20 protein-coding genes, 1 tRNA gene and 1 pseudogene are annotated in these 24,811 nt (G+C 72.2%); 19 read left to right on the top strand and 3 right to left on the bottom strand.

Translation table 11 applies throughout. The features are described from left to right. Window positions 1–10: 10 nt before the first annotated feature. Entirely contained in the window at window positions 11–1,693 is a 1,683-nt protein-coding gene (locus ACIQ6Y_RS03280; protein ID WP_404032136.1) for a thiamine pyrophosphate-binding protein, read from the bottom strand. A 143-nt stretch (window positions 1,694–1,836) separates the two neighbouring features. On the opposite strand from ACIQ6Y_RS03280, the gene sucC reads away from it, so the two are divergent. The 5 genes from sucC (at window position 1,837) to ACIQ6Y_RS03255 (ending at window position 6,296) form a co-directional block, all read left to right on the top strand. Continuing rightward, window positions 1,837–2,967, top strand: a complete 1,131-nt coding sequence (gene sucC, locus ACIQ6Y_RS03275) for an ADP-forming succinate--CoA ligase subunit beta (protein ID WP_404032133.1) — start codon at window positions 1,837–1,839, stop codon at window positions 2,965–2,967. 14 nt (window positions 2,968–2,981) lie between these two features. Further along, a complete protein-coding gene (gene sucD, locus ACIQ6Y_RS03270; RefSeq protein WP_404032131.1) occupies window positions 2,982–3,899 on the top strand; it encodes a succinate--CoA ligase subunit alpha in 918 nt (305 codons plus the stop codon). 70 nt (window positions 3,900–3,969) lie between these two features. After that, complete coding sequence (locus tag ACIQ6Y_RS03265) at window positions 3,970–5,538, top strand: aldehyde dehydrogenase family protein (RefSeq protein WP_404032128.1); 1,569 nt, start codon at window positions 3,970–3,972, stop codon at window positions 5,536–5,538. Between the two features lie 63 nt (window positions 5,539–5,601). Next, on the top strand, window positions 5,602–6,051 hold the full coding sequence (locus ACIQ6Y_RS03260; protein ID WP_404032125.1) for a MarR family winged helix-turn-helix transcriptional regulator: 450 nt from the start codon (window positions 5,602–5,604) through the stop codon (window positions 6,049–6,051). Between the two features lie 157 nt (window positions 6,052–6,208). Continuing rightward, window positions 6,209–6,296 (top strand) — tRNA-Leu (locus tag ACIQ6Y_RS03255). Between the two features lie 75 nt (window positions 6,297–6,371). Here the strand turns inward: ACIQ6Y_RS03255 and ACIQ6Y_RS03250 are convergent. After that, a complete protein-coding gene (locus tag ACIQ6Y_RS03250) occupies window positions 6,372–7,427 on the bottom strand; it encodes a glycerophosphodiester phosphodiesterase family protein (RefSeq protein WP_404032122.1) in 1,056 nt (351 codons plus the stop codon). A gap of 199 nt (window positions 7,428–7,626) precedes the next feature. Between ACIQ6Y_RS03250 and ACIQ6Y_RS03245 the strand changes: the two genes are divergently transcribed. The 9 genes from ACIQ6Y_RS03245 (at window position 7,627) to ACIQ6Y_RS03205 (ending at window position 19,320) form a co-directional block, all read left to right on the top strand. Beyond that, window positions 7,627–8,328 (top strand): DNA polymerase beta superfamily protein, encoded by a 702-nt coding sequence (locus tag ACIQ6Y_RS03245; RefSeq protein WP_404032119.1) that lies wholly within the window; start codon window positions 7,627–7,629, stop codon window positions 8,326–8,328. Window positions 8,329–8,643: 315 nt separating this feature from the next. Further along, a complete protein-coding gene (gene fusA / locus ACIQ6Y_RS03240) occupies window positions 8,644–10,698 on the top strand; it encodes an elongation factor G (RefSeq protein WP_404032117.1) in 2,055 nt (684 codons plus the stop codon). Between the two features lie 117 nt (window positions 10,699–10,815). Next, window positions 10,816–11,739 carry an LLM class flavin-dependent oxidoreductase gene (locus ACIQ6Y_RS03235; protein WP_404032114.1) on the top strand — a complete coding sequence of 308 codons (924 nt, stop codon included), beginning with the start codon at window positions 10,816–10,818 and terminating at the stop codon, window positions 11,737–11,739. 293 nt (window positions 11,740–12,032) lie between these two features. Beyond that, window positions 12,033–13,349 carry an ABC transporter substrate-binding protein gene (locus tag ACIQ6Y_RS03230; RefSeq protein WP_404032112.1) on the top strand — a complete coding sequence of 439 codons (1,317 nt, stop codon included), beginning with the start codon at window positions 12,033–12,035 and terminating at the stop codon, window positions 13,347–13,349. Window positions 13,350–13,354: 5 nt separating this feature from the next. Beyond that, entirely contained in the window at window positions 13,355–14,350 is a 996-nt protein-coding gene (locus tag ACIQ6Y_RS03225; RefSeq protein WP_404032109.1) for a carbohydrate ABC transporter permease, read from the top strand. Window positions 14,351–14,357: 7 nt separating this feature from the next. After that, window positions 14,358–15,197 (top strand): carbohydrate ABC transporter permease, encoded by an 840-nt coding sequence (locus ACIQ6Y_RS03220; RefSeq protein ID WP_404032106.1) that lies wholly within the window; start codon window positions 14,358–14,360, stop codon window positions 15,195–15,197. A 20-nt stretch (window positions 15,198–15,217) separates the two neighbouring features. Beyond that, window positions 15,218–16,576, top strand: a complete 1,359-nt coding sequence (locus ACIQ6Y_RS03215; RefSeq protein WP_404032103.1) for a GH1 family beta-glucosidase — start codon at window positions 15,218–15,220, stop codon at window positions 16,574–16,576. A 171-nt stretch (window positions 16,577–16,747) separates the two neighbouring features. Then, window positions 16,748–18,640, top strand: a complete 1,893-nt coding sequence (locus ACIQ6Y_RS03210) for a discoidin domain-containing protein (RefSeq protein WP_404032100.1) — start codon at window positions 16,748–16,750, stop codon at window positions 18,638–18,640. A gap of 218 nt (window positions 18,641–18,858) precedes the next feature. Continuing rightward, window positions 18,859–19,320, top strand: coding sequence for a GNAT family N-acetyltransferase (locus ACIQ6Y_RS03205; RefSeq protein ID WP_404033673.1), 462 nt, complete (start codon window positions 18,859–18,861; stop codon window positions 19,318–19,320). A 129-nt stretch (window positions 19,321–19,449) separates the two neighbouring features. Here ACIQ6Y_RS03205 and ACIQ6Y_RS03200 read toward each other — a convergent pair whose 3' ends face one another. After that, entirely contained in the window at window positions 19,450–20,214 is a 765-nt protein-coding gene (locus tag ACIQ6Y_RS03200; protein WP_404032097.1) for a CDP-alcohol phosphatidyltransferase family protein, read from the bottom strand. Window positions 20,215–20,321: 107 nt separating this feature from the next. Between ACIQ6Y_RS03200 and ACIQ6Y_RS03195 the strand changes: the two genes are divergently transcribed. From ACIQ6Y_RS03195 to ACIQ6Y_RS03175, 5 genes and pseudogenes are all read left to right on the top strand, one after another. Continuing rightward, a complete protein-coding gene (locus ACIQ6Y_RS03195; protein WP_404032094.1) occupies window positions 20,322–21,308 on the top strand; it encodes a 3-hydroxyacyl-CoA dehydrogenase NAD-binding domain-containing protein in 987 nt (328 codons plus the stop codon). A 110-nt stretch (window positions 21,309–21,418) separates the two neighbouring features. Next, a complete protein-coding gene (locus tag ACIQ6Y_RS03190) occupies window positions 21,419–21,817 on the top strand; it encodes a 6-pyruvoyl trahydropterin synthase family protein (RefSeq protein ID WP_404032091.1) in 399 nt (132 codons plus the stop codon). Then, the gene (locus ACIQ6Y_RS03185; protein WP_404032089.1) at window positions 21,814–22,965 is read left to right on the top strand and encodes a glycosyltransferase family 4 protein; all 1,152 of its coding nucleotides are present in this window, start codon (window positions 21,814–21,816) and stop codon (window positions 22,963–22,965) included. Before ACIQ6Y_RS03190 ends, ACIQ6Y_RS03185 begins: the two co-directional genes overlap by 4 nt. Beyond that, a complete protein-coding gene (locus ACIQ6Y_RS03180) occupies window positions 22,962–23,903 on the top strand; it encodes a methyltransferase domain-containing protein (protein ID WP_404032086.1) in 942 nt (313 codons plus the stop codon). Before ACIQ6Y_RS03185 ends, ACIQ6Y_RS03180 begins: the two co-directional genes overlap by 4 nt. Beyond that, window positions 23,900–24,781, top strand: a pseudogene (locus tag ACIQ6Y_RS03175) (lysylphosphatidylglycerol synthase transmembrane domain-containing protein); the annotation flags it as partial. The gene ACIQ6Y_RS03180 and the pseudogene ACIQ6Y_RS03175, both read left to right, overlap by 4 nt. Window positions 24,782–24,811 lie beyond the last annotated feature (30 nt).

Here is a 24,811-nt window from a genome sequence, read left to right as displayed (position 1 = left end):
GCGGGTCACCTCACTTGTACATGGTCTGGTTCATGGTTCCGGGGGCGTACGCGTCCGGGTCGACCCAGACGTTGATCAGCGACGGCTTGCCCGACTCGCGGGCGCGCCGCAGCGCGGGGCCGATGTCGGCGGGGTCGCGCACCTCCTCGCCGTAGCCGCCCAGCATCTGCGCGAACCTGTCGTAGGGCACGTCGCCGAGGGTGTTGCCGACCCGCTCGCGTTCCTTGCCGTACTTGGCGGCCTGGCCGTAGCGGATCTGGTTCATCGAGGAGTTGTTGCCGACGATGCCGACGAAGGGGAGGTCGTAGCGCACGAGGGTCTCGAAGTCCCAGCCGGTGAGGGAGAACGCCCCGTCGCCGAAGAGGGCCACGACCTCCTTGTCGGGCCGCGCCTGCTTGGCGGCCAGCACGAAGGGGACGCCGACACCGAGGGTGCCGAGCGGGCCCGGGTCCATCCAGTGGCCGGGCGACTTGGGCTGGACGACCTGCCCGGAGAAGGTGACGATGTCGCCGCCGTCGCCGATGTAGACCGAGTCCTCGGTGAGGAAGTCGTTGATCTCGCTGACCAGGCGGTACGGGTGGATGGGGGAGGCGTGCGACCTGAGCTGCGGCAGCCGCTTGTCCAGCGCGCTCTGTTCGGCGGCGCGCAGTTCGTCGAGCCACTCCTTGCGCTTGGACGCACCGCCGTTGATGCGTCCGGAGGCCGCCTCGGTCACCGACTTCAGCACCAGGCCGGCGTCGCCGACGATGCCGAGGTCGATGTCGCGGTTCTTGCCGACGGTGCGGTAGTCCAGGTCGATCTGGACGACCGTGGCGTCGGGGGAGAGCCGCTTGCCGTAGCCCATACGGAAGTCGAAGGGGGTGCCGACGATCACGATGACGTCGGCGTTGGAGAAGGCGTAGCGCCGGGAGAGCTGGAAGTGGTGGGGGTCGCCGGGCGGGAGGGTGCCGCGTCCCGCGCCGTTCATGTACGCGGGGATGTTGAGCGTGCGCACCAGCTCGACGGCCGCCTCGGTGGCACGGGTCGTCCACACCTGGCTGCCCAGCAGGATCGCGGGCTTCTCGGCGTGCACCAGTAGGTCGGCCAGCTTCTCCACGGCCTCGGGGTCGCCGGCCGAGCGGGTGGAGGCACGGTAGGCACCGGGCCGGGGCACGCGCGCCCTGTCCGCCGGAACCTTCGCGTCGAGGACGTCGCGCGGGATCTCCAGGAATGAGGGACCGGGCGCGCCGTGGTAGCACTCGCGGAACGCCATGGACACCATGTCCGCGGCGCGGGCCGTGTCCGGGACGGTCGCGGCGAACTTGGTGATCGGCGTCATCATGTCCACGTGCGGCAGATCCTGGAGGGAGCCCATCTTGTGCTGGGTGAGAGCCCCTTGGCCGCCGATCAGCAGCATCGGCGACTCCGCGCGGAAGGCGTTGGCCACACCGGTGACGGCGTCGGTGGTACCGGGGCCGGCGGTGACGACGGCGCAGCCGGGCCTGCCGGTGATGCGTGCGTAGCCGTCGGCGGCGTGGGCGGCGACCTGTTCATGGCGTACGTCGACGACCTCGATGCCCTCGTCGACGCAGCCGTCGTAGATGTCGATGATGTGGCCGCCGCACAGCGTGTAGATGCGGTCGACGCCCTCGGCCTTCAGCGCCTTGGCAACGAGGTGACCACCGGAGATCACGTCCTGGGTGTCGTCGGGCATGGCGAGGTCCTTGTCCCTTCGTAGGGGGTGGGAACGCACTTCGTACATTGCATACAGTCGACGAATACTGTATGAAGCTTGTTATCCCGCATCCGGTGGGTGGTGTCCAGGGGGCGTGCGGCACTTTTCAGTCAGGAGCCGGAATGGACCTGTACGAGCACCAGGCAAGGGAACTCTTCGAGGAACACGGCATCTTGGTGCCGAGGGCCGAGGTGACCGACTCACCCAAGAAGGCCCGCGAGATCGCCCGCGCACTCGGCGGCCGGGTCGTTGTCAAAGCGCAGGTGAAGACCGGCGGACGCGGCAAGGCGGGCGGGGTGAAACTCGCCGCCGACCCGGCCGCCGCCGAACTCACCGCCCGGCAGATCCTCGGCATGGACATCAAGGGACACCGGGTCGGCACGGTCATGCTGGCCCAACCCGCGGACATCGAGCGCGAGTTCTACGTCTCCTACGTCCTCGACCGCGCGGCCGGCCGCTTCCTCGCCATCGCCTCCGCGGAGGGCGGCATGGACATCGAGGAGGTCGCCGCGAGCCGGCCCGAGGCCGTCGCCCGCATCCCCCTCGACCCCGCGGAAGGCGTCACCTCGGCGAAGGCCGGGCGCATCGCCGAGGCGGCCGGGCTGCCGCCGCAGAGCGTGGACGTGCTGGTACGGCTGTGGGAGGTGCTGGTCCGCGAGGACGCCCTCCTCGTCGAGGTCAACCCGCTCGTGCGCACCACGGACGGCCGCATCCTCGCCCTCGACGGCAAGGTCACACTCGACGACAACGCCGCCTTCCGGCAGGCCCGTTGGGGCGAGAAGCCCGCCGCGCACGACGATCCGCTGGAGGCCGCGGCCGCCGCCAAGGGCCTCAACTACGTCAAGCTCGACGGCGAGGTCGGCATCATCGGCAACGGCGCCGGGCTCGTCATGTCGACCCTCGACGTCGTCGCGGGCTGCGGCGCCCGCCCCGCCAACTTCCTCGACATCGGCGGCGGCGCCTCGGCCCGGATCATGGCCGACGGCCTCACCGTCATCCTCTCCGACCCGGCCGTGAGGTCCGTCTTCGTCAACGTCTTCGGCGGCATCACCGCCTGCGACGCGGTCGCGGACGGCATCGTCCAGGCCCTGGACAGCGTACGGCTGACGAAACCGCTCGTCGTGCGGCTCGACGGCAACAACGCCGCCCGCGGCCGCGCCATCCTCGACGCGCACGCCCACCCGCTGGTCGAACAGGCCACCACCATGGACGGCGCCGCACGCCGTGCCGCCGAACTCGCCACCACAGCCTGAGGGGACCGGACACCATGGCCATCTTTCTCACCGAGGAGAGCAAGGTCCTCGTCCAGGGCATGACCGGCGGCGAGGGCATGAAGCACACCCGCCGCATGCTCGCGGCCGGCACGAACGTCGTCGGCGGCGTCAACCCCCGCAAGGCCGGCCGCACCGTCGACTTCGACGTCCCCCAGAGCCTTGACGGCCTGGGAGGTGCCCCCACTGCCGTCCCCGTCTTCGGCTCGGTCGCCTCGGGCATGGAGGCGACCGGCGCCGATGTGACCGTCGTGTTCGTGCCGCCCGCCTTCGCCAAGGCCGCCGTCACCGAAGCCGCCGACGCCGGCATCGGACTCGCCGTCGTCATCACAGAAGGCATCCCCGTCCACGACTCCGTCGCCTTCACCTCGTACGCCGAGGCCCGCGGCACCCGCGTCATCGGCCCCAACTGCCCGGGGCTGATCAGCCCCGGCCGGTCGAACGCGGGCATCATCCCCGCCGACATCGCCAAGCCCGGGCGCATCGGGCTGGTGTCCAAGTCGGGCACGCTCACATACCAGCTGATGTACGAGCTGCGCGACACCGGCTTCTCCACCTGCGTCGGCATCGGCGGGGACCCGGTCGTCGGGACCACCCACATCGACTGCCTCGCCGCGTTCGAGGAGGACCCGGACACCGAACTCGTCGTCCTCATCGGCGAGATCGGCGGCGACGCGGAGGAACGGGCCGCCGCCCACATCCGCGACCACGTCACCAAGCCGGTCGTCGGCTACATCGCCGGCTTCACCGCGCCCGAGGGCAAGACCATGGGGCACGCGGGCGCCATCGTGTCCGGGTCCTCCGGCACCGCCCAGGCCAAGAAGCAGGCGCTGGAGGCGGCGGGCGTGCGGGTGGGGCGGACGCCGACGGAGACCGCGCGGCTGGTGCGCGCCGTGCTCGACGGCGGGGTGTGACAGGGGCCCCCATGTCCCCTCTCCCCGCGCTTCGACCGCCTCCCACCACGCCCCGAGAGCGGAGCAGACCGTGCCATCCATCCGTACCCGCAAGAACCGCAAGAACTTCAAGACCCTCAAGTCCGGTACCGCCTGGGCCGACGCGTGGCAGCGCTGTCTCGCCGTCGCGCCGGAGGCCTTCCGGGAGGACAGGGTCCTCAATCTCTGGAACGCCGCGTGGCAGGCGGACGGGCGGGTGCTGCCCGCCGTGACGCCGGTCGACGGCAGTCCCGTCGCCGGACCGCCCCTGCTCGACCGGGACATCGCCCGGCAGGCCGTCCGCGCCTCGCTCGACCAGCACCGGGCCTGGCGGCATGTCCCGCTTCAGGAGCGCCGCGCCCGGGTCGCGGCCACGCTGGACGCGCTCACCGCACACCGTGACCTGCTCGCACTGCTGCTCGTCTGGGAGATCGGCAAGCCCTGGCGGCTCGCGCGGGCCGATGTCGACCGGGCCGTCGACGGGGTGCGCTGGTACGTCGACGGCATCGAGGAGATGGTCCAGGGGCGGGCCCCGCTCGACGGGCCGGTGTCGAACATCGCGAGCTGGAACTATCCGATGAGCGTGCTCGTTCACGCATTGCTGGTACAGGCACTGGCAGGCAACGCGGTCATCGCCAAGACCCCGACCGACGGCGGTGTCGCCTGTCTGACCCTGGCCTGTGCGCTCGCCGCGCGCGAAGGGATACCCGTCACCCTCGTCAGCGGCAGCGGGGGCGAGCTGTCGGAGGCGCTGGTGCGCGCGCCCGAGATCGGCTGTGTCTCCTTCGTCGGCGGCCGCGACACCGGCGCCGCGGTGGCCACGGCCGTCACCGACCTCGGCAAGCGGCATGTACTCGAACAGGAAGGACTCAACACCTGGGGAATCTGGAACCACACGGACTGGGACGCGCTCACGGCAGTGATCCCCAAGCTCTTCGACTACGGCAAGCAGCGCTGCACGGCCTATCCGCGGTTCGTCGTCCAGCGTGAGCTGTTCGACGAGTTCCTGGCGGCGTACCTGCCGGCGGTACGCACCCTCAGGGTCGGACACCCGCTCGCCGTGGAGCACCCCGACGACCCCTACCCGGACCTGGACTTCGGGCCGCTCATCAACGCGGCCAAGGCGAAGGAACTCGGGGACCAGGTCGCCGAGGCGGTCTCGCGAGGCGCCGTCCCGCTCTACCGCGGCAAGGTGGACGAGACCCGCTTCCTGCCCGGCCAGGACACCTCCGCCTACGTCCAGCCGGTCACGCTGCTGGGGCCGCCGCCGTCGTCCCCGCTGCACCACGCCGAACCCTTCGGGCCGGTCGACACCATCGTCCTGGTCGACACCGAGGCCGAGCTGCTGGCCGCCATGAACGCGTCGGGCGGCGCCCTGGTCGCCACCCTGTCCACCGACGACCGGGCCGTCTTCGACCGACTCGCGCCGCAGATCCGCGCCTTCAAGGTCGGCCACGGCACGCCCCGCTCCCGCGGCGACCGCGACGAGCTGTTCGGCGGCCACGGGGCGTCCTGGCGCGGCGCCTTCGTCGGCGGCGAGCTGCTGGTCCGGGCCGTGACCCGCGGCCCGGCGGGGGAGCGGCTGCCGGGAAACTTCCCGGACCGGCAGCTGATGCCGTGAGGTGCGGGGGCGCGAGCCTCCACAACACCCACACCTTGAGCCCCGGGCCGCTACATTCCACACATGGTCGATCCGCAGGGAACCGAGTGTGTGGAGCCCCGGCTCGGGCCGTTGTTGAGGCAGGCCCAGGTGAGATTGGCCAGGGTGTCGGCGGAGGCGTTGGTGCCGTTCGGCGTGGACGCGCACGAGGTCGCCGTGCTCGGGGTGCTGGCGGGGGACGATGCGCTGTCGCAGGGAGAGGCGGCCGGCCGGATCGGGGTCGACCGGTCGACGATGTCCGCCCTGATCGACGGGCTCGAGGATCACGGGCTGGTGGAGCGGCGGCGCAGCGCCCTGGACCGGCGTAAGAACGTCGTCCGGCTGACCCCGGCCGGCCGCGAGTGCCTCGCGCGCGCGGACGCCGCCCGCTGCGCGGCCGAGCGGCGCTTCCTCGCGCCGCTCGGCGAGGAGACGGCCGCCGCGCTGCTGCGCGCCCTTCGCCTCCTGACCTGGGACAGCAGCGCCGAGGGATGATCTTCGGTCACTGCCGGTGAAGCTCCGCGCTCGGAGCGTACGGAGGCGCCCCGCACCCCGCCGACGTGCGGATATGCAGGTGAAAGGCACTCCGAATCCTTGGTATTGTTGTCCCTGTCGCCGCGGGGAACGCCCCGCGCAAGGCGACAGACACCTTGTCCGGGTGGCGGAATGGCAGACGCGCTAGCTTGAGGTGCTAGTGCCCTTTATCGGGCGTGGGGGTTCAAGTCCCCCCTCGGACACCATCGACGTAGGGCCGGTCGGGATCACTCCCGACCGGCCCTACGTGCATGCCGGGTCGCGGGTCCGGGCCGCGGGATTCAGCGAGGCCCGTACGCCTTGGGCAGCCGCATCCCCCGCTCGGCCATGATCTGGCGGACCCGGTTCGGATAGTTGGTGATGACGCCGTCCACGCCGAGGTCGATCAGGGCCCCCACGGTCGCCGGGTCGTCGCAGGTCCAGGGGACGACCTTCAGGCCGCGGGCGTGGGCGTCGGTGATCATCGTGCGGTCGGGGTAGAGGCGGAAGCCGGGGTCGCCGATCTTGCCGTTCTGCGGGAAGCCGTAGTTGGGGGACAGGGCCCGCAGACCGGGGATCGTGGCGGCGGCCTTCACGAAGTCGCCGTCGTAGTCGTCGGCGTCGATCCCGCCGAGCCAGGGGCTCGCGCCGGGCTTGCCGACCTGGAGGAAGTCGTAGTTCGTCAGGGCCACCAGCGGCCAGTGCGGGGCGAGTTCGTGCATCGCCTTCAGCGCGCCCCAGTCGAAGGACTGGACGGTGACCTGGTCCTCGATGCCGGACGCGTGGATCTCCTCGTACACGCGGCGTACGAACAGCTCGCGCGGCGCGGTCTGTTCGGGTGCACCCGCCTCGACCTTCGTCTCGACGTTCAGGGTGACCTGCCGGGCCTTGTAGCGCTTGACCAGGCCCAGCACGTCCTTCAGCTCCACCATCCGCAGGCCCTTGACCTGCTCCTGCTCGGGGAAGCCGGGCAGCTGCTGGTAGCCGCAGTCCATGGTCCTGATCTGGGCCAGGGTGAGATCCTTGATGTACTTGCCGACGTACGGGTACATCGGGTCGCCCGGCACGACCGGCGCGGTGTCCCTGCACTTGGCGGCGCTGACCTGCCGGTCATGGGTGACGACGACCCTGCGGTCGCGGGTGATCTGGGTGTCCAGCTCCAGCGTGGAGACGCCGAGCCGCAGCGCCTTCGCGAAGCCCTCCAGGGACGACTCGGTCGTCATGCCGAGGCCGCCGCGGTGCGCCTGGAGGTCGAAGTGCGTCTTCTGCGGCGGCACCTGCTCCGCGGCATGCGCGGTCGCGGGCAGCGCGAGCACCGGCAGCAGGGCCAGGCCGGCGAAGTAGTGTCCGAGAGACATCGCAACCTCACTCGTCGGGTCGGGTGTGGCGACGCCTGGACGCTAGTGGGGCCCCGGGCGGGTTCTGAAGACCTCGGCATGAGGTCGCCGTGAACGCTCGGAGAACGGCGACGGTATCCGGCCACTCGAAAATGCCAGGAGCCCGCCCTCGCCCGCAGGTCATCATGGCTGCTCCGCACCATCACCCGGGGGGCCTGCCATGACCGTCACCAACATCCTGCTGTCCGGCGTCGTCGGCTCCACCGCGTACGGCCTCGCCCGCGAGGGCTCCGACGTGGACCGGCTCGGCCTGTTCGCGGCACCCACCGAGGAGCTGCACGGCCTGCGCACCCCGAAGGAGTCGCACGTCACCACCGCCCCCGACCGCACTCTGCACGAGGCCGCCAAATGGTGCCGCCTCGCCCTCGGCGGCAACCCGACGGTCATGGAACTCGTCTGGCTGCCCGAGGAGTTGTACGAGGTGCGCACCCCGCTCGGCGACGAGCTGATCGGCATCCGCGCCTCCTTCCTCAGCGCAGGCCGTGTTCGCGACGCCTACCTCGGCTACGCCACCCAGCAGTTCCGCAGGCTCCTCGGCCGAGGCGACGGCTCCTTCTCCGCCGACACCCGCAGACGGACCGCCAAGCACGCCCGTCATCTCAAGCGGCTGTGCGAGCAGGGCTACGAGCTGTACCGGACGGGCGCGCTGACCGTCCGGGTCGAGGACCCGGAGGCCTACCACCGCTTCGGCGAGCAGGTCGCCGCCGACCCCGAAGCGGCCACACCGCTGCTGAGCCACTTCGAGGCGGCCTTCGCCGAGATGCCCAGCGCGCTGCCCGAACAGCCCGACGAGGCTGCGGCCGAGGCCTGGCTGAGGCGCGTGCGCCGGCGTTTCTACGCGCCCGGCCTGAGCACCGTATGACGTCCATGCGGTGAAAAACCACGTGCCCGCGCCCGCCCCGCTTCCCTACGATCACCACATCACCGCGCGCCGCCGCATCACCGGCGGCGCGTGACCATGTCGAGCGAGGGGAGCCGGGCCGTGCGTGACCGCAGCGCTGTCGTCGTTCCCCGCTCCCGGTCCGAGGTGATCCTGGTGTCCTCGTCCGCCCGGTGCCCGCTGCGCGGCCGGCACCGGACGCCGTGACGACGAACACCCCTGTGCACCATGCACCCTGACGTTCCGTCACGGTGAATCGCGCCGCCCTTTTCCAGCAGTTTTCGAAAGGCAACGGCCGTGACCACCAACGTCACCAACTCTTTCGCCACCGTCCGCAACCTGGGCATCCTCGCCCATGTCGACGCCGGCAAGACCACCGTCACCGAACGCGTCCTGTACGCCACCGGCACCACCCACAAGCGGGGCGAGGTCCACGACGGCACCACCGTCACCGACTTCGACCCGCAGGAGCGCGACCGGGGCATCACCATCTTCGCCGCGGCCGTCAGCTGCACCTGGGCGGGACACCGGCTCAACCTGATCGACACCCCCGGCCACGTCGACTTCGCCGACGAGGTGGAGCGCTCGCTGCGCGTCCTGGACGGCGCGGTCGCCGTGTTCGACGCGGTGGCGGGCGTCGAGCCGCAGAGCGAGTCGGTGTGGCGGCAGGCCGAGCGGCACGGTGTGCCGAGGATCGCCTTCGTCAACAAGCTGGACCGCGCGGGCGCCGACCTCGACCGGGCCGTCGCCTCCATCCGGGAGCGGCTGCATCCGGCGCCGCTGGTGGTGCAGTTGCCCATCGGCAGCGAGCAGGGCTTCAGCGGCGTCGTCGACCTGGTCGGGATGCGCGCGCTGCTCTGGCCCGACGGCGCCGAGGCGCCCGAGGAGGGCCCGGTGCCGCAGGACCTGTACGACGAGGCCGTACGGCGTCGGCGGCTGCTGGAGGAGGCTGTCGCGGAGCGCCACCCGGCCGCGCTGGAGGAATTCTGCGACCGGGAGACCCTGTCCGCGCCGACCCTGACGGCCGCCCTGCGCGACCTGACGCGCAGCGGCGACGGCGTGGTGGTGCTGTGCGGCTCGGCCTACCGCAACCGCGGGATCGAGCCGCTGCTGGACGCCGTCGTGGCGTATCTGCCGTCCCCGCTGGACGTGCCGCCGGTGCGCGGCGAGTACGAGGGCGTCGAGCGGGAGCGCCCGGCCGATCCGGCGGCACCGGCGGCCGCGCTGGCGTTCAAGGTGCAGGCCACGCCGACCGGGCGGCTGACGTTCCTGCGGGTGTACTCGGGCACGATCGAGAAGGGAGACGCGGTGTGGGACGCGAGCGCGCGGCGCACCGAGCGCATCGGCCGCATCCTGCGGGTGCGGGCCGACCGGCACGCCCCGCTGGAGCGGGCCGTCGCCGGTGACATCGTGGCCGTCGTCGGGCTGAAGTCGGCCCGTGCGGGCACGACCCTGTGCGCGCCGGACGACCCGATCGTCCTCGAACCGCCCGGCGTCGCCGACCCGGTCGTCTCCGTGGCCGTGGAGGCCCGCACCTCCCGCGACACGGGCCGGCTGGCGTCCGCGCTGGCCCGGCTCGCCGAGGAGGACCCGTCGCTGCGGGTGCGCACCGACGCGGAGACCGGCCAGACGGTGCTGTCGGGCATGGGAGAGCTGCATCTGGAGGTCGCGGTGGAGAAGATGCGCCGCGAACTGGACCTGGAGGTCACCGTGGGCCGCCCGAGGGTGAGTTACCGCGAGACGGTCGTGCGCGGGGCGTCCGGCGTGGTGTTCCGCCACGTCAAACAGGACGGCGGGGCGGGCCAGTTCGCCCATGTCGTCCTGGACGTCGAGCCCCTGCCGGGCCCCGGCTTCGAGTTCCGCTCGGCCGTCGTGGGCGGCCGGGTCCCGCAGGAGTACGTCCGTGCCGTGGAGGCCGGCTGCCGGGACGCCCTCGCCGAAGGGCCGCTCGGCGGGCACCAGGTGACCGGGCTGCGGGTCACCCTCACCGACGGGGCGACCCATGTGAAGGACTCCTCGGAGACGGCGTTCCGTACGGCCGGACGCCTGGGGCTGCGCGAGGCCCTGCGCGGCTGCGCGATGGTCCTGCTGGAGCCGGTCGCCGAGGTGAGCGTCACCGTGCCCGAGGACGCCGTCGGCGGAGTCCTCGGTGACCTCGCCGCACGCCGCGGCCGCGTCACCGGCTCCACCACGCGCGCCGGCTCCGCGCTCGTCACCGCCACGGTGCCCCTGGCCGAACTCTTCGGCTACGCCGGCCGCCTGCGCGGCCGCACCCAGGGCCGGGGCACCTTCACGGCCCGCCCCGCCGGGTACGCCCAGGCCCCGGCGACGGCCCTGACGGCGACGCGGTAGCGGGCCAGGCGGCTCCACCCCGTGCGGGTGGGGCCGCCGAGGCGTACGTGGTTTACAAGCAGGCGCACCCCCGAATATAGTTCGCACTACGAACTGAATGCCACGGGGGTACTCACCATGACCACAAGCAAGCCGCTCTTCGGCACCGGCGGCCTCACCGCAGTCCACGAGGCTGAGGAGACGCTGCGTCAGGCGGAGCAGGCCGACCGCATGGGGCTGGACCTGTTCACCGTCTCCGACCACCCGTACTTCGGCGGGCGGCTCGACGGCTACTCCATCCTGGGAGTCGCCCTCGGCCGCACCCGGCAGATCTCCGGCCTGGTCAGCGTCAGCAACCTGCCCACCCGGCCGGCGCCGATGCTCGCGCGGCAGATCACCTCGCTCTCCGCGCTCACCGGGGGCCGGCTGGTGCTGGGCATGGGCGCGGGCGGACTGTGGGACGACATCGAGAAGATGGGTGCGCCCCGCCTCGGTGCCGGGGCTGCCGTACGGGCGATGGAAGAGGCGATCACCCTGATCCGCAAGCTCTGCGGCGGAGGTGAACGGGTCACGTTCGAGGGCGAGTTCTACCAGGTCCACGACCTCGACCCGGCGCCCGTGCCGGCCCCGCCGGTATGGACCGGGTCGGTCGGCCCCAAGTCGCTCGCGGTCGCAGGGCGCGTCGCCGACGGGTGGCTGCCCGGATACGCCGCCGACTGGCTGAGCGACCGCTATCGCGAGTCCCGCCCGCTGATCGACGAGGCCGCGGCGGCCGTCGGCCGCGACCCGTCCGACATCGTCACCGTCTACAACCTCCCCGGTCTCATCACCGACCGCCCCCTCGACGCCCCGCGCGACAAGGACGGCCGCTGGGTGGGCGGTTCGGTCGGCCAGTGGATCGAGGAGCTGACCGGCGCGGTCCTGGAGCACGGCGCCGCCGGATTCGTGCACTTCCGCGTCGACGGCGACCCGAACCCGTACGACGTCACGCTCGGCCGCTGGGCCGAGGAGATCGCTCCGGCCGTACGGGAGGCGGTCCTGGCCGCCGCCGCCCAGGGCTGAGCCCGGCCGGGGCCCTGGTTCACGGCCGAGAGTCCAGGCCCCGGCTGTCGGCCGAGAGCCAGAGCACCTCGGCCCCCGCGCGAGCACCGCTCCCGATTCAGGAAGTGAACACTCCGGAGTCGCGAAGTGACCGCTCGCCACTGAATGCCTCAACAGCCCGAACGAGCGCGTCAAGAGATGCAGCGGGATGCGGCGGGAACGACGCCGATCCTGCCGCACCTCTTGACGCGCCTTCTTCCGGAGGTTTAACTCACGTCCTAAATTAAGTCCTGATGGCACTCGGGAGCCGAACCATGCGCAACCTCAGAGCCGCGGCGGCATGCGCCGTCACCCTCTCGCTCGCCCTCGCCACCGCGGCCTGCGGGGGCGGTTCGCCCACCGGCGGCGGATCCGACGACTCGCCCAAGACGCTCACCTACTGGGCGTCCAACCAGGGCGCCAGCGTGGAGGTCGACAAGAAGGTCCTCCAGCCGGAGCTCGACAAGTTCGAGAAGCAGACCGGCATCAAGGTCGAGCTGGAGGTCGTGCCCTGGTCCGACCTGCTCAACCGGATCCTGACCGCCACCACCTCCGGCCAGGGCCCCGACGTCCTGAACATCGGCAACACCTGGTCCGCCTCCCTCCAGGCCACCGGCGCCCTGCTGCCCTGGGACGAGAAGAACTTCGAGAAGATCGGCGGCCGCGACCGCTTCGTGAAGTCCGCCCTCGGCTCCACCGGCGCGTCCGGCCAGGACCCGGCCGCGGTCCCGCTGTACTCGATGGCGTACGCCCTCTACTACAACAAGAAGATCCTCGCCGACGCGGGAGTCGCCCAACCTCCGGCGACCTGGGCGGAGTTGGTGGCAGCCGGCAAGAAGATAGCGGCCGACGGCAAGCAGGTCCTGGGCGCCGAGGGCGCGAACCCCACCGAGAACGTCCACCACGTCTTCGTGTTCGCCAAGCAGCACGGCGCAGACTTCTTCACCGCCGACGGCAAGCCGGACTTCACGAACGACAACGTGGTCACGGCCGTCAAGCAGTACGTCGACCTCATGGCGAAGGACAAGGCCATCCCGGTCGGCAACGCCGAGTACGCCCAGAACCAGTCGGTCAGCGACTTCGCCAAGGGCAAGACGGCGATGCTGCTGTGGCAGTCGGCGTCCGCCAACCTCAAGTCGCAGGGCATGAGCGAGGACGCCTACGGCATCGCCCCCGTGCCCGTGCAGTCCGGCACCCCCGGCGCCGGCGCGCAGGCCAACTCGATGGTCGCCGGCATCAACCTCGCGGTGTTCAAGAACACCGACAACCTCTCCGGCGCCACCGAGTTCGTGAAGTTCATGACCAGCGACGCCGAGCAGAAGATCCTCAACCAGGCCTACAGCTCCATCCCGCCCGTCGGGGCCGCCCAGCAGGACCCCGCGTTCAACACCCCCGCGAACGCCGTCCTGAAGGACACCCTCGCCAAGAGCGCGGTCGCGCTGCCGCAGGTCGCCGACGAGTCGCAGTTCGAGACCGCGGTCGGCACGGCGGTGAAGGAGCTGTTCGCGGACGTGGCCGCCGGACGCCCGGTGACCGAGGCGTCGGTGAAGTCCGCGCTGGAGAAGGCCCAGCAGCAGATGCCTGCGAAGTGAGCCCGATGACCACCACCACCCCCCAGGCGGTCGACCGCCCGGTGGCGAAGGCCGACCCCGGTGCGGCGCGCGGCCCCCGCCGCCGCACCGGGCGCAGCCACCGCGCCTGGCTGCCGTATCTTTTGCTCCTGCCCGCCCTGGTCCTCGAACTCCTGGTCCATCTGGTGCCGATGGTCATGGGCATCGTGATGAGCTTCAAGGAGCTCACCCAGTTCACCCTCCGGGACTGGGGCGCGGCCCCCTGGAACGCGCTCGACAACTACTCGATGTCGGTGGACTTCGACGCCCCCGTCGGCGAGGCACTGCTCCACTCCTTCCTCGTCACCTGCGGGTTCACCCTGCTGTCCGTCGGCCTGTGCTGGCTGATCGGCACCGCGGCGGCAGTGTTCATGCAGGACACCTTCAAGGGCCGCGGCCTGCTGCGCGCCCTGTTCCTGGTGCCGTACGCCCTGCCGGTCTACACGGCCGTCATCACCTGGGTGTTCATGTTCCAGCACGACAACGGCCTGGTGAACCACGTCCTGCACGACCAGCTCGGCCTCACCGACGAGCCGTCCTTCTGGCTCATCGGCGACAACAGCTTCTGGGCGCTGCTCATCGTCTCGGTGTGGAAGGGCTGGCCGTTCGCCTTCCTCATCGTCATGGCCGGCCTGCAGAACATCCCGCGCGAGCTGTACGAGGCGGCCGCGCTGGACGGCGCCGGGGTGTGGCAGCAGATCCGCCGGATCACGCTGCCGTCGCTGCGGCCGGTCAACCAGGTGCTGGTCCTGGTGCTGTTCCTGTGGACGTTCAACGACTTCAACACGCCGTACGTGATGTTCGGCAAGGCCGCCCCCGAGGCCGCCGACCTGATCTCCGTCCACATCTACCAGGCGTCCTTCGTCACCTGGAACTTCGGCACCGGCTCGGCGATGAGCGTCCTGCTGCTGCTCTTCCTGCTGGTCGTGACGGGCATCTACCTCGCCCTCACCTCGCGCACCCGGAGGCCGTCCCGTGCCTAGGTCCCCGATGGCGGTCCCGCGTTCCTTCCTGTGGACGCGGCGCGTCTTCCTGACCCTGCTCACCGGCTTCGTGCTCGTGCCGGTGTACGTCATGGTCTCCAGCTCGCTCAAGCCGCTCGCGGACGTCACCGGAGAGTTCCGCTGGATCCCGAGCGGGCTGACGATCCGGCCGTACATCGACATCTGGTCGACGGTCCCGCTCGCCAAGTACTTCGTGAACTCGCTGATCGTGGCGGGCGCGGCGACCGTCTGCTCGGTGGTGATCGCGGTGTTCGCCGCCTACGCGGTGAGCCGCTACACCTTCCGCGGCAAACGCGTGTTCACGGTGACCGTGCTGTCGACGCAGATGTTCCCCGGCATCCTCTTCCTGCTGCCGCTGTTCCTGATCTACGTCAACATCGGCAACGCCACCGGCATCGCGCTGTTCGGCTCGCGGGGCGGGCTGATCCTCACGTATCTCACCTTCTCGCTGCCGTTCTCGATCTGGATGTTGATCGGGTACTTCGACTCGGTGCCGCGCGATCTCGACGAGGCGGCGCTGGTGGACGGCTGCGGGCCGCTGGGCGCGCTGTTCCGGGTGGTCGTGCCGGCGGCCGTGCCGGGGATCATCGCGGTCGCGGTGTACGCCTTCATGACCGCCTGGGGCGAGGTGCTGTTCGCGTCGGTGATGACCAACGACGCCACCCGCACCCTCGCCGTCGGCCTCCAGGGGTACTCCACGCTCAACGACGTGTACTGGAACCAGATCATGGCCGCTTCGCTCGTCGTCAGCGTCCCGGTCGTGGCCGGGTTCCTCCTCCTGCAGCGCTATCTCGTCGCCGGTCTGACGGCAGGGGCCGTCAAGTGACCGTTCCCGAAAGGACTTCCGTGACCATCGACCTCGCCGCACTCCCGCACGACTTTCTGTGGGGCACGGCAACAGCGGCCTATCAGATCGAGGGAGCCGTGGCGGAGGACGGCCGTTCGCCCTCGATCTGGGACACCTTCTCGCACACACCCGGCAAGGTGGCGAACGGCGACACCGGCGACATCGCCTGCGACCACTACCACCGCTGGCGCGAGGACATCGCCCTGATGCGGCAACTGGGCACCAACGCCTACCGGTTGTCGGTCGCCTGGCCCCGGGTCGTCCCCGGCGGTGACGGCCCCGTGAACCCCAAGGGCCTCGACTTCTACGACCAGTTGATCGACGCCCTCCTCGAGGCGGGCATCACCCCGTCCGTCACCCTCTACCACTGGGACCTGCCCCAGGTGCTCCAGGACCGCGGCGGCTGGCCCGAGCGGGACACCGCCGAGCACTTCGCCGCATACGCCGAGACGGTCGCGGCACGCCTCGGCGACCGCGTCACCCACTGGGCCACCCTCAACGAGCCCCTGTGCTCGGCCTGGATCGGCCACTTGGAGGGCCTGATGGCCCCCGGCCTGACCGACCTGACGGCCGCGGTCCGCGCCTCCTACCATCTGCTGCTCGGCCATGGCCTGGCGAGCAAGGCGATCCGGGCGGTGGCCCCGGACGCGCAGATCGGCATCGTCAACAACCTCTCCACCATCCACCCCGCCTCCGACCGGCCCGAGGACCTCGCCGCCGCCCGCCGGATGGACGGCCACACCAACCGCTGGTGGCTCGACCCGGTCCACGGCCGTGGTTTCCCGGCCGACATGCGCGAGGTGTACGGCGTCGAACTCCCCGAGAAGCCGGGCGACTCGGCGGCCATCGCCGCCCCGCTGGACTGGCTGGGCCTGAACTACTACTTCCCGCAGACCATCACCGACGACCCCACGGGCCCCGCCCCGTACGCCCGCGCCGTCCGCCGCCCCGGCGTCCCGCGCACCGGCATGGACTGGGAGGTCGACGCGTCCGGCATCGAGACGCTGCTGCTGCGGCTGACCGAGGAGTACGGCGCCCGCCGGATCTACGTCACGGAGAACGGCTCCGCCTACCCGGACGTCGTCCGCTCCGACGGCACGATCGACGACCCGGGCCGCCAGGACTACCTGGAGCGGCACCTCGCCGCCTGCGCCTCCGCCGCCCGCAGGGGCGCCCCGCTGGCCGGGTACTTCGCCTGGTCGCTGCTGGACAACTTCGAGTGGGCGTACGGCTACGACAAGCGCTTCGGCCTCGTCCACGTCGACTACCGCACCCAGGCGCGCACCATCAAGGGCACCGGCCACCGGTACGCGGAGATCATCCGCGGCCACCGGGACCGGGTGCCGAAGGCCGCCTGAGCGAACAGGCCCCGCTGTGGGCGCGGACCGGGACCCGCGCCCACAGCGGCCTCACCACAGCGAGCACCGGCTCGCGAAATGTCAGGTACACGCCAACCTCCATGTCAACCTCCACGCCAACCTCCACGCCAACCTTCACCCCCGACCCCCACCTCACGCAGGGAGAGCCGCATGTCGAAGCGCACGTCCCGCACCCTCCTGACCGCCCTGGCCGCCCTCACCCTCCTCGCCGGGGCGCCCGCCCTCACGCTCCTGGCCGAGGCTCCCGCCACCGCGGCACCCGCCGCCGAGGCCGCCGCCTGGGACACCGACCTCGCGGCCGCCGCGTACACCGCGAACCCGGCCGCCGTCACCTCCTCCGGCAGCGAGAACGCCGGCACCGCACCCGGCCTCGCCTTCGACGGCAACACCGGCACCCGCTGGTCCAGCAACTTCGCGGACGACGCCTGGATCCGCATCGACCTCGGACAGCGCCTGCGCATCGACCGCGTCGCCCTGGACTGGGAGGCCGCCTACGGCAAGCGCTACGTCCTGGAGGTCTCCGACAACGGCACCGACTGGCGCACCTTCCACACCGAGATCGCCGGCACGGGCGGCTCGGTCACCTTCCACACGTACCCCAAGGAGGTGACGGGCCGTCACCTCAGACTGCGCGGCCTGGAACGCGGCACCCCGTGGGGCTACTCCCTGTTCTCCTTCAAGGTGTACGGCGGCACCCCGGCCCCCGCCTCCACCACCCGCACCAACCTCGCCCTGCACCACCCCGCGTACGCCAACTTCTATCAGCACGCGGGTACTTCGCCCGCCCTCATCACCGACGGCGGCCGCCCCGCCGACCTGCGCGGCGACTTCAGCCGCTGGTCGAGCGACTGGAACACCGACCGGTGGGTCTCCGTCGACCTGGGCGCCCCCTCCACCATCGACACCGTCGAGCTGTACTGGGAGGCGGCCTACGCCGTCGACTACGAACTGCAGGTCTCCGACGACAACCGCACCTGGCGCACGGTGTACCGCCCCTCGGCCGCCGAGGTCGCCGCCCGCCGCGCCGACGTGAAGGCCCCCGCGGAGGCGGCCGGCCGCCGGGACACCGTACGCCTGGCGCAGCCGGCCACCGGCCGCTATGTCCGGATGCTCGGCAAGGAACGCCGCTCCTTCTACAACCCGGCCCCGTACACCGCCCAATTCGGCTACTCGCTCTACGAGTTCGAGGTCTGGGGCACCGGCGGCAGCGCCTCGGCCGCCTACCCCGCGCTCCCCGGCGAGCAGCAGGGCACGTACCGCACCACCTTCTTCGACGACTTCACCGGCACCTCCCTCGACCGCTCCAAGTGGCGTGTCGTACGCACCGGCACGGAGATGGGGTCCGTCAACGGCGAGTCGCAGGCCTACGTCGACTCGCCCGACACGATCCGCACCGAGAACGGCAACCTGGTCCTGCGTGCCAAGTACTGCAAGGGCTGCACCCAGGCGGGCGGCGGCACCTACGACTTCACCTCCGGCCGCATCGACACCAACACCAAGTTCGACTTCACCTACGGCAGGGTCAGCGCCCGGATGAAGCTCCCCGTCGGCGACGGCTTCTGGCCCGCCTTCTGGATGCTGGGCAGCAACGTCGACAACCCCTCGGTGTCCTGGCCGGCCTCCGGCGAGACCGACATCATGGAGGCCATCGGCTACGCCGACTGGACCAGCACCGCCCTGCACGGCCCCGGCTACTCCGCCGACGGCAACATCGGCGCCCGCCAGGTGTTCCCGAACGGCGGCCGCGTCGACCAGTGGCACACCTACGCGGTCGAGTGGACGCCGACCGCCCTGCGCTTCTACGTCGACGACCGCCTGGTCCAGGAGACCACCCGGGACACCCTGGAGGCGACCCGGGGTCAGTGGGTTTACGACCACAACCAGTACGTGATCCTCAACCTCGCCCTCGGCGGCGCCTACCCCGCCGGCTGGAACAAGGTCACGAGCCCCTACTGGGGCCTGCCGCAGTCCAGCGTCGACCGGATCGCGGCCGGGGGAGTGCAGGCGGAGGTGGACTGGGTGCGGGTGGAGCAGAAGGGCTGACCGCCCTTCAGTGTCGCCGGACGTACGGCCGGCCGCCGGTGCGCGGTCGGCCGTACGGCGGCAGCCCCGCCCGGCGGCAGCCCCGCCCGGCGGGCCGGTTCGCCCCTGATCCCGCTGATCACGGGATTCTACTTATTGCATAAACTGTGCAAGTGCTTCAGGTCGACTACTGCATCAGAACGGCAGGTCCGGAGGATGTCGACGGCGCCCGGGCTCTCATGCTCGACACCGTCTACCGCGACTTCGGCACCGGCTACGTGCCCCGGTGGCACGGTGACATCGTCGACCCGGCCGGCGCCTGTCTGACCCCCGCCCGGCACACCCTCCTCGTGGCGCTGGACCCGGCCGACGCGGCCGTCGTCGCGACGGGCGCGCTCGACTCGCGCGGGCCCGCCCATCCGCCGAACCCGAAGCACCTCGCCGAGCGCTACCCGTCCGGGGAGACGGCCCAGTTGCGCCGCGTCCACGTCCGCCCCGAGCACCGCAGGCGCGGACTGGCCCGCCGTATGGTCGGCGAACTCCTCGCCTTCGCGGCCGCCGACGGCGGCTACCGCTCGGTGTACCTGCACACCGACCCGGGCGTGCCCGGCGCGGAGGAGTTCTGGCGGTCGTTGGGCACGGTCGTGCACGACGAGCGTGAGAACGGCGTCGTGCACTTCGAGATCCCGACGGGCCGGTGACCGATGCGCCGCCGCCTCCGCCCGCTCACCGGTCCGCTGCTCGCGCAGTCCCCGCGCCCCTAGGGGACGCGCCCTGAAGGGGCGACGGGAACGGCGCGGACGGTCCGCACCCGCGCACCCACAGGACCCCTAACGGGCCGACGTCTGAAGGACCTGCTGCGGCGGGAGGGCCCCGGCCCGCGGCCGCGACCGGCGCCACAGCCACACCACATCCCGCCCGAAGGACCACACCAGCGCCCCCAGCGCGACCAGCACCACCCCCGCCGTCGCCGGAGGCGGCAGCAGGTCCGAGGCCGCGACCAGCAGGAACACTCCCTGCACGGCGGCGACCGTCTTACGGGCGGTCGACGGCGGCAGCGGCGCGTTCAGCCAAGGCCACCGGCGGGCCGCGGCGACGAACGCGTAGCGCATGCCGCCGATCAGCAGCACCCACGGCCCGAGCGCCATCGACACGTACACGCTCAGCACCAAGATCAGGAACGCGTCGACCTCCATGTCGAACCGCGCCCCCAACGGCGTCGACGTGCCCGTGCGCCGGGCGACCTTGCCGTCCACCCCGTCCAGGATCAGCGCCACCGCCGTGAGCCCGACGAACAGCGTGAGCGGCGGCGGACTCTGGAAGGAGTCGGCGACCAGCGCCGTCACCGCGCCGACCAGGATCGCCCGCCCGAGCGTGACCCGGTTGGCCGGGCCGAAGGAGCGCGGCCGGGTGCGGTGCAGCGCGCGGGAGAGCACCGCCCAGGTGGCGAACGCGAAGACCAGCCCGGTGAGCCAGCCCGCCGGGCCCATGCCGATCGCCGTACCGAGCAGGGCGAGCAGCAGCAGCTGCACCCCCGCTCCCACGGCGGTCTCCTGCTGGACCAGCCTCGCGTCGTAAGGGTCGTTCAGGGCCACCGCACATCCTCCGGCCGTGTGACAGAGTCGATCAACGCCGCGTACCGTGTGCGCGGCCTGCACATCCCCGTACGGGAACAGCTTCCCGATCGTTCAGGAGGATGCCGATGGACCGCACCGCACGGGCGTTCTGGCTCGCCGCTCCGGGGTACGGCGAGATACGCGAAGTGGCCCTGCCGGACCCCGCCGACGGCGAGGTGCTGGTGCGCAGCCTGTACTCCGGGATCAGCCGGGGCACCGAGACGCTGGTCTTCCGCGGCGGGGTGCCGCGCAGTCAGTACGACGCGATGCGCGCCCCGTTCCAGGAGGGCGACTTCCCCGGCCCGGTGAAGTACGGCTACCTCAGCGTCGGCGTGGTGGAGCAGGGCCCCGAACGTCTGCTCGGCCGTACCGTCTTCTGCCTCCACCCCCATCAGACGCGCTACGTCGTCCCCGCCACGGCCGTCACCCCCGTACCGGACGCCGTGCCCGCCGCACGGGCCGTGCTCGCCGGCACCGTGGAGACCGCCGTCAACGCCCTGTGGGACGCGGCCCCGCTGGTCGGCGACCGCATCGCGGTGATCGGCGGCGGCATGGTCGGCAGCTCGGTCGCCGCCCTCCTCGCCCGCTTCCCCGGCGTCCGTGTGCAGCTCGTCGACACCGACCCGGCCCGCGCGAAGACCGCCGAGGCCCTCGGCGTCGGCTACGCGGCGCCCGAGGACGCCCTCGGCGGCTGCGACCTCGTCGTCCACGCCAGCGCCACCGCACAGGGCCTGGCCCGCGGCCTGGAACTCCTCGCGCCCGAGGGCACGATCATCGAACTGAGCTGGTACGGCGACCAGAAGGTGAGCCTGCCGCTCGGCGAGGCCTTCCACTCCCGGCGCCTGACCCTGCGCGCCAGCCAGGTCGGCACCGTCTCCCCGGCCCGCGCGCACCGCAGCTACGCCGAACGGCTCGCCCTCGCCCTCGACCTGCTCGCCGACCCCGCCCTGGACGCCCTGATCACCGGCGAGTCCGCCTTCGACGAACTCCCGGACGTCATGCCGCGGCTCGCCTCGGGGGAGATCCCGGCGCTGTGCCACCGGGTGAGATATCCGCATGAGCCGCTGACCTGAGAAAAGAGTGAGAGGGGGCTGAACACGGGAAAGCGATGAGCCGTACTACACGGCATCCCCCGGCAGGGAACGGCGGGGGACCAGACGCGCCGCACCTGGAGGGTCGTCCGTTGTTCAGCATCACCGTCCGCGATCACCTCATGATCGCCCACAGCTTCCGCGGCGAGGTCTTCGGCCCGGCGCAGCGTCTGCACGGAGCGACGTTCCTGGTGGACGCCACCTTCCGGCGCGAGCACCTGGATGAGGACAACATCGTCGTCGACATCGGCCTGGCCACCCGTGAGCTCGGGGAGGTCGTCGCCGCGCTGAACTACCGCAACCTCGACGACGAACCGGACTTCAAGGGCGTCAACACCTCCACCGAGTTCCTGGCGAAGGTCGTCGCCGACCGCCTCGCCGAACGCATCCACGACGGGGCCCTGGGCGAGGGCGCCAAGGGCCTGGCGGGCCTCACCGTCACGCTGCACGAGTCGCACGTCGCCTGGGCCAGCTACGAGCGTGAGCTGTGACCGACACGACCGTGGACCGCCCGTCCGCGCCCGGCACGGAACTGGTGCCCATGACCCTGCGGACCGTGCACTTCGTGATGCCGGGCGGCGTCGCCGACCCGGCCACCCCCAGCGGCGGCAACGCCTACGACCGGCGCGTCGGCCTGGACCTGCCGGGCTTCGGCTGGGAGGTGCGCCGGCACCTCGTGCCCGGCACCTGGCCCCGCCCCGACTCGGCCCACCGCGCCGAACTCGCCCAGCTGCTGCGGCGGTTGCCGGACGGCGCGGTCGTCCTGCTGGACGGCCTGGTGGCCTGCGGCGTCCCCGCGGTCGTCGTCCCCCACGCCTCCCGCCTGCGCCTCGCCGTGCTGGTGCATCTGCCGCTCGGCGACGAGACGGGGCTCGCGCCCGAGGTGGCGGCCGAACTCGACGCCCGTGAGCGGGAGGTGCTGCGGGCGGCGGCCGCGGTGATCGCCACCAGCGACTGGGCGGTCCGCCGTCTCGTCGCCCACCACGGCCTCGCCCCCGACCGCGTCCACGCGGCCCCGCCGGGCGCCGACATCGCCCCGCTCGCCCCCGGCACGGACGGGGTGTCACAGTTGCTGTGCGTCGCCGCCGTCACCCCGCGCAAGGGGCAGCACCGCCTGGTCGAGGCCCTGGCCGCGGCCCGCGACCTGCCGTGGAGCTGCACCTGCGTCGGAGCCCTGTCCCAGGACCCGTCGTACGTCACCCACCTGCGTGCCCTGATCGACCGGCACGGCCTCGCCGACCGCGTCCGCCTGGCCGGACCGCAGGCGGGCGCCGCGCTGGACGCGAGCTACGCCGCCGCCGACCTGATGGTCCTCACGTCGTACGCCGAGACCTACGGCATGGCCGTCACCGAGGCCCTCGCGCGCGGCATCCCGGTGCTGGCCACCGATGTCGGCGGGGTCCCCGAGGCCGTCGGCCGGGCCCCCGACGGCGGTGTCCCCGGCATCCTCGTCCCCCCGGAGGACCCGGCCGCCCTCGCCGCCGAACTCCGCGGCTGGTTCGGCGAACCGGACGTACGACGCCGCCTGAAGTCCGCCGCCCGCTCCCGCCGCACCGCTCTCGGCGGCTGGGCCACTACCGCCCGCACCCTCGCCGGCGTCCTGCACCGGCTCCCGACCGCACCATGGAGGGCCGCATGAGCAAGCCGACGATCGCGGGTGTCGCTGTCATCCCCGGGGCCGGTCCGGTCGAGGGTCCGCCCGAGCGGGACACCGTACGGCTGCGGGAGGCACAGCCCGACGAGCCGCCGCGGTACGCGCCCGAGTGGCTGGAACTGCGGGAGAGCGCCGACGCGGCGGCACGGTCGGCGGAACTGCTGGACCCGCTGCGGATCCGGCTGGCGAATCTGCCGGGCCGGGGACCGGGCGGACTGGTCGTGCACGACCTGGGGTGCGGCACCGGCTCGATGGGCCGCTGGCTCGCACCCCGGCTGGACGGCGCCCAGCACTGGGTGCTGCACGACCGCGACCCCTATCTGCTGCACTTCGCGGCCGTCGCCTCCCCCAAGGCCGCCGCCGACGGCAGCCGGGTCACCGTCGAGACGCGCCGCGGGGACGTCGCCCGGCTCACCCCGGACGCCCTCGCCGGTGCCTCGCTGGTGACGGCGTCCGCGCTGCTGGACGTCCTCACCGCCGAGGAGACCGCGGCCCTGGCCGCCGCCTGCGCGGGGGCCGGCTGCCCGGCGCTGCTGACGCTGTCCGTCGTCGGCCGGATCGACCTCACCCCGGCCGACCCGCTGGACGCCACGATCGCCGACGCGTTCAACGCCCACCAGCAGCGCACCGGCCTGCTCGGCCCCGACGCCGTCACCGCGGCGTGCGAGGCGTTCACCGAACGCGGCGCGACCGTCCAGATACGGCCCAGCCCCTGGCGGCTCGGCGACACGGACGCCGCCCTCACCGCCCAGTGGCTGCGCGGCTGGGTCGGCGCCGCCGTCGAGCAACGCCCCGAACTGCGGGCCCGCGCCGAAACGTATCTGGCGTCCCGCCTCGCCTCCCTCGCCCTGGGCGAACTCCACGTCACCGTCCACCACGCCGACCTGCTGGCCCTGCCCCGGCCGTCGGGCACGCGCTCATGACGCAAGCGACCGAGGCGCAGGCGCCGCCGCACCCCAGCCGGCCCACGCCCGGCCGGCTGCTGCGCACCCACGCCGGCACCCTCGCCGGGCTCGCCGTCCTGGCCGTCGTCACCTGGCGGCTGGGCACCGGCGTCTTCGTCGACGGGCTGCGGCGCATCGACGGACCCGCGCTGCTCGGGGCCCTGGGCATCGGCCTGGTCACCACCGTGTGCAGCGCCTGGCGTTGGCAGCTCGTCGCGCGCGGCCTCGGGATCCGGCTCCCGCTGGGCGCGGCCGTCGCCGACTACTACCGGGCGCTGTTCCTCAACGCCGCCCTGCCCGGCGGGGTCCTGGGCGACGTCCACCGGGCCGTGCGGCACGGCCGGAGCGCGGGAGACCTGGGCCGGGGCGTGCGGGCCGTGGTGCTGGAACGGACCGCCGGACAACTGGTGCTCGCCGTCGCGGGCGGAGCCGTCCTGGCGACCGTGCCGTCCCCCGTACGCGACGAGACCCGGCAGTTGCTGGAGCTGGCCGGCATCGCGGGAGCGGGCGCGCTCGCCATCGCCCTCGCCCTGCGGCCGGGCCGCGTCCGCGCGACTGCTCGCACGAGCCACCCGCACCCCGTCACCCGAAGCCGCGTCCTGCTGGCCGAGGTTCGCGAGGCGTTGCTGTCCCGCCGTAACGGGCCCGGCGTGCTGGGGTCCTCGGTCGTCGTGCTGGCCGGACATCTCGCGCTGTTCCTGCTGGCGGCCCGTACCGCCGGAGCCGGCGCACCCGCGTTCACGCTGCTGCCGCTCGCGGTGCTCGCGCTGCTCGCCATGGGGCTGCCGCTCAACGTCGGCGGCTGGGGCCCCCGCGAGGGCGTCACCGCATGGGCGTTCGCGGCCGCCGGTCTGGGCGCGGCCGAGGGACTCGCGGTCGCTGTCGTC

Source organism: Streptomyces sp. NPDC096205 (assembly GCF_044763135.1).
Taxonomy (GTDB): domain Bacteria; phylum Actinomycetota; class Actinomycetes; order Streptomycetales; family Streptomycetaceae; genus Streptomyces.
This window is presented reverse-complemented; position numbering and strand designations above follow the sequence as displayed.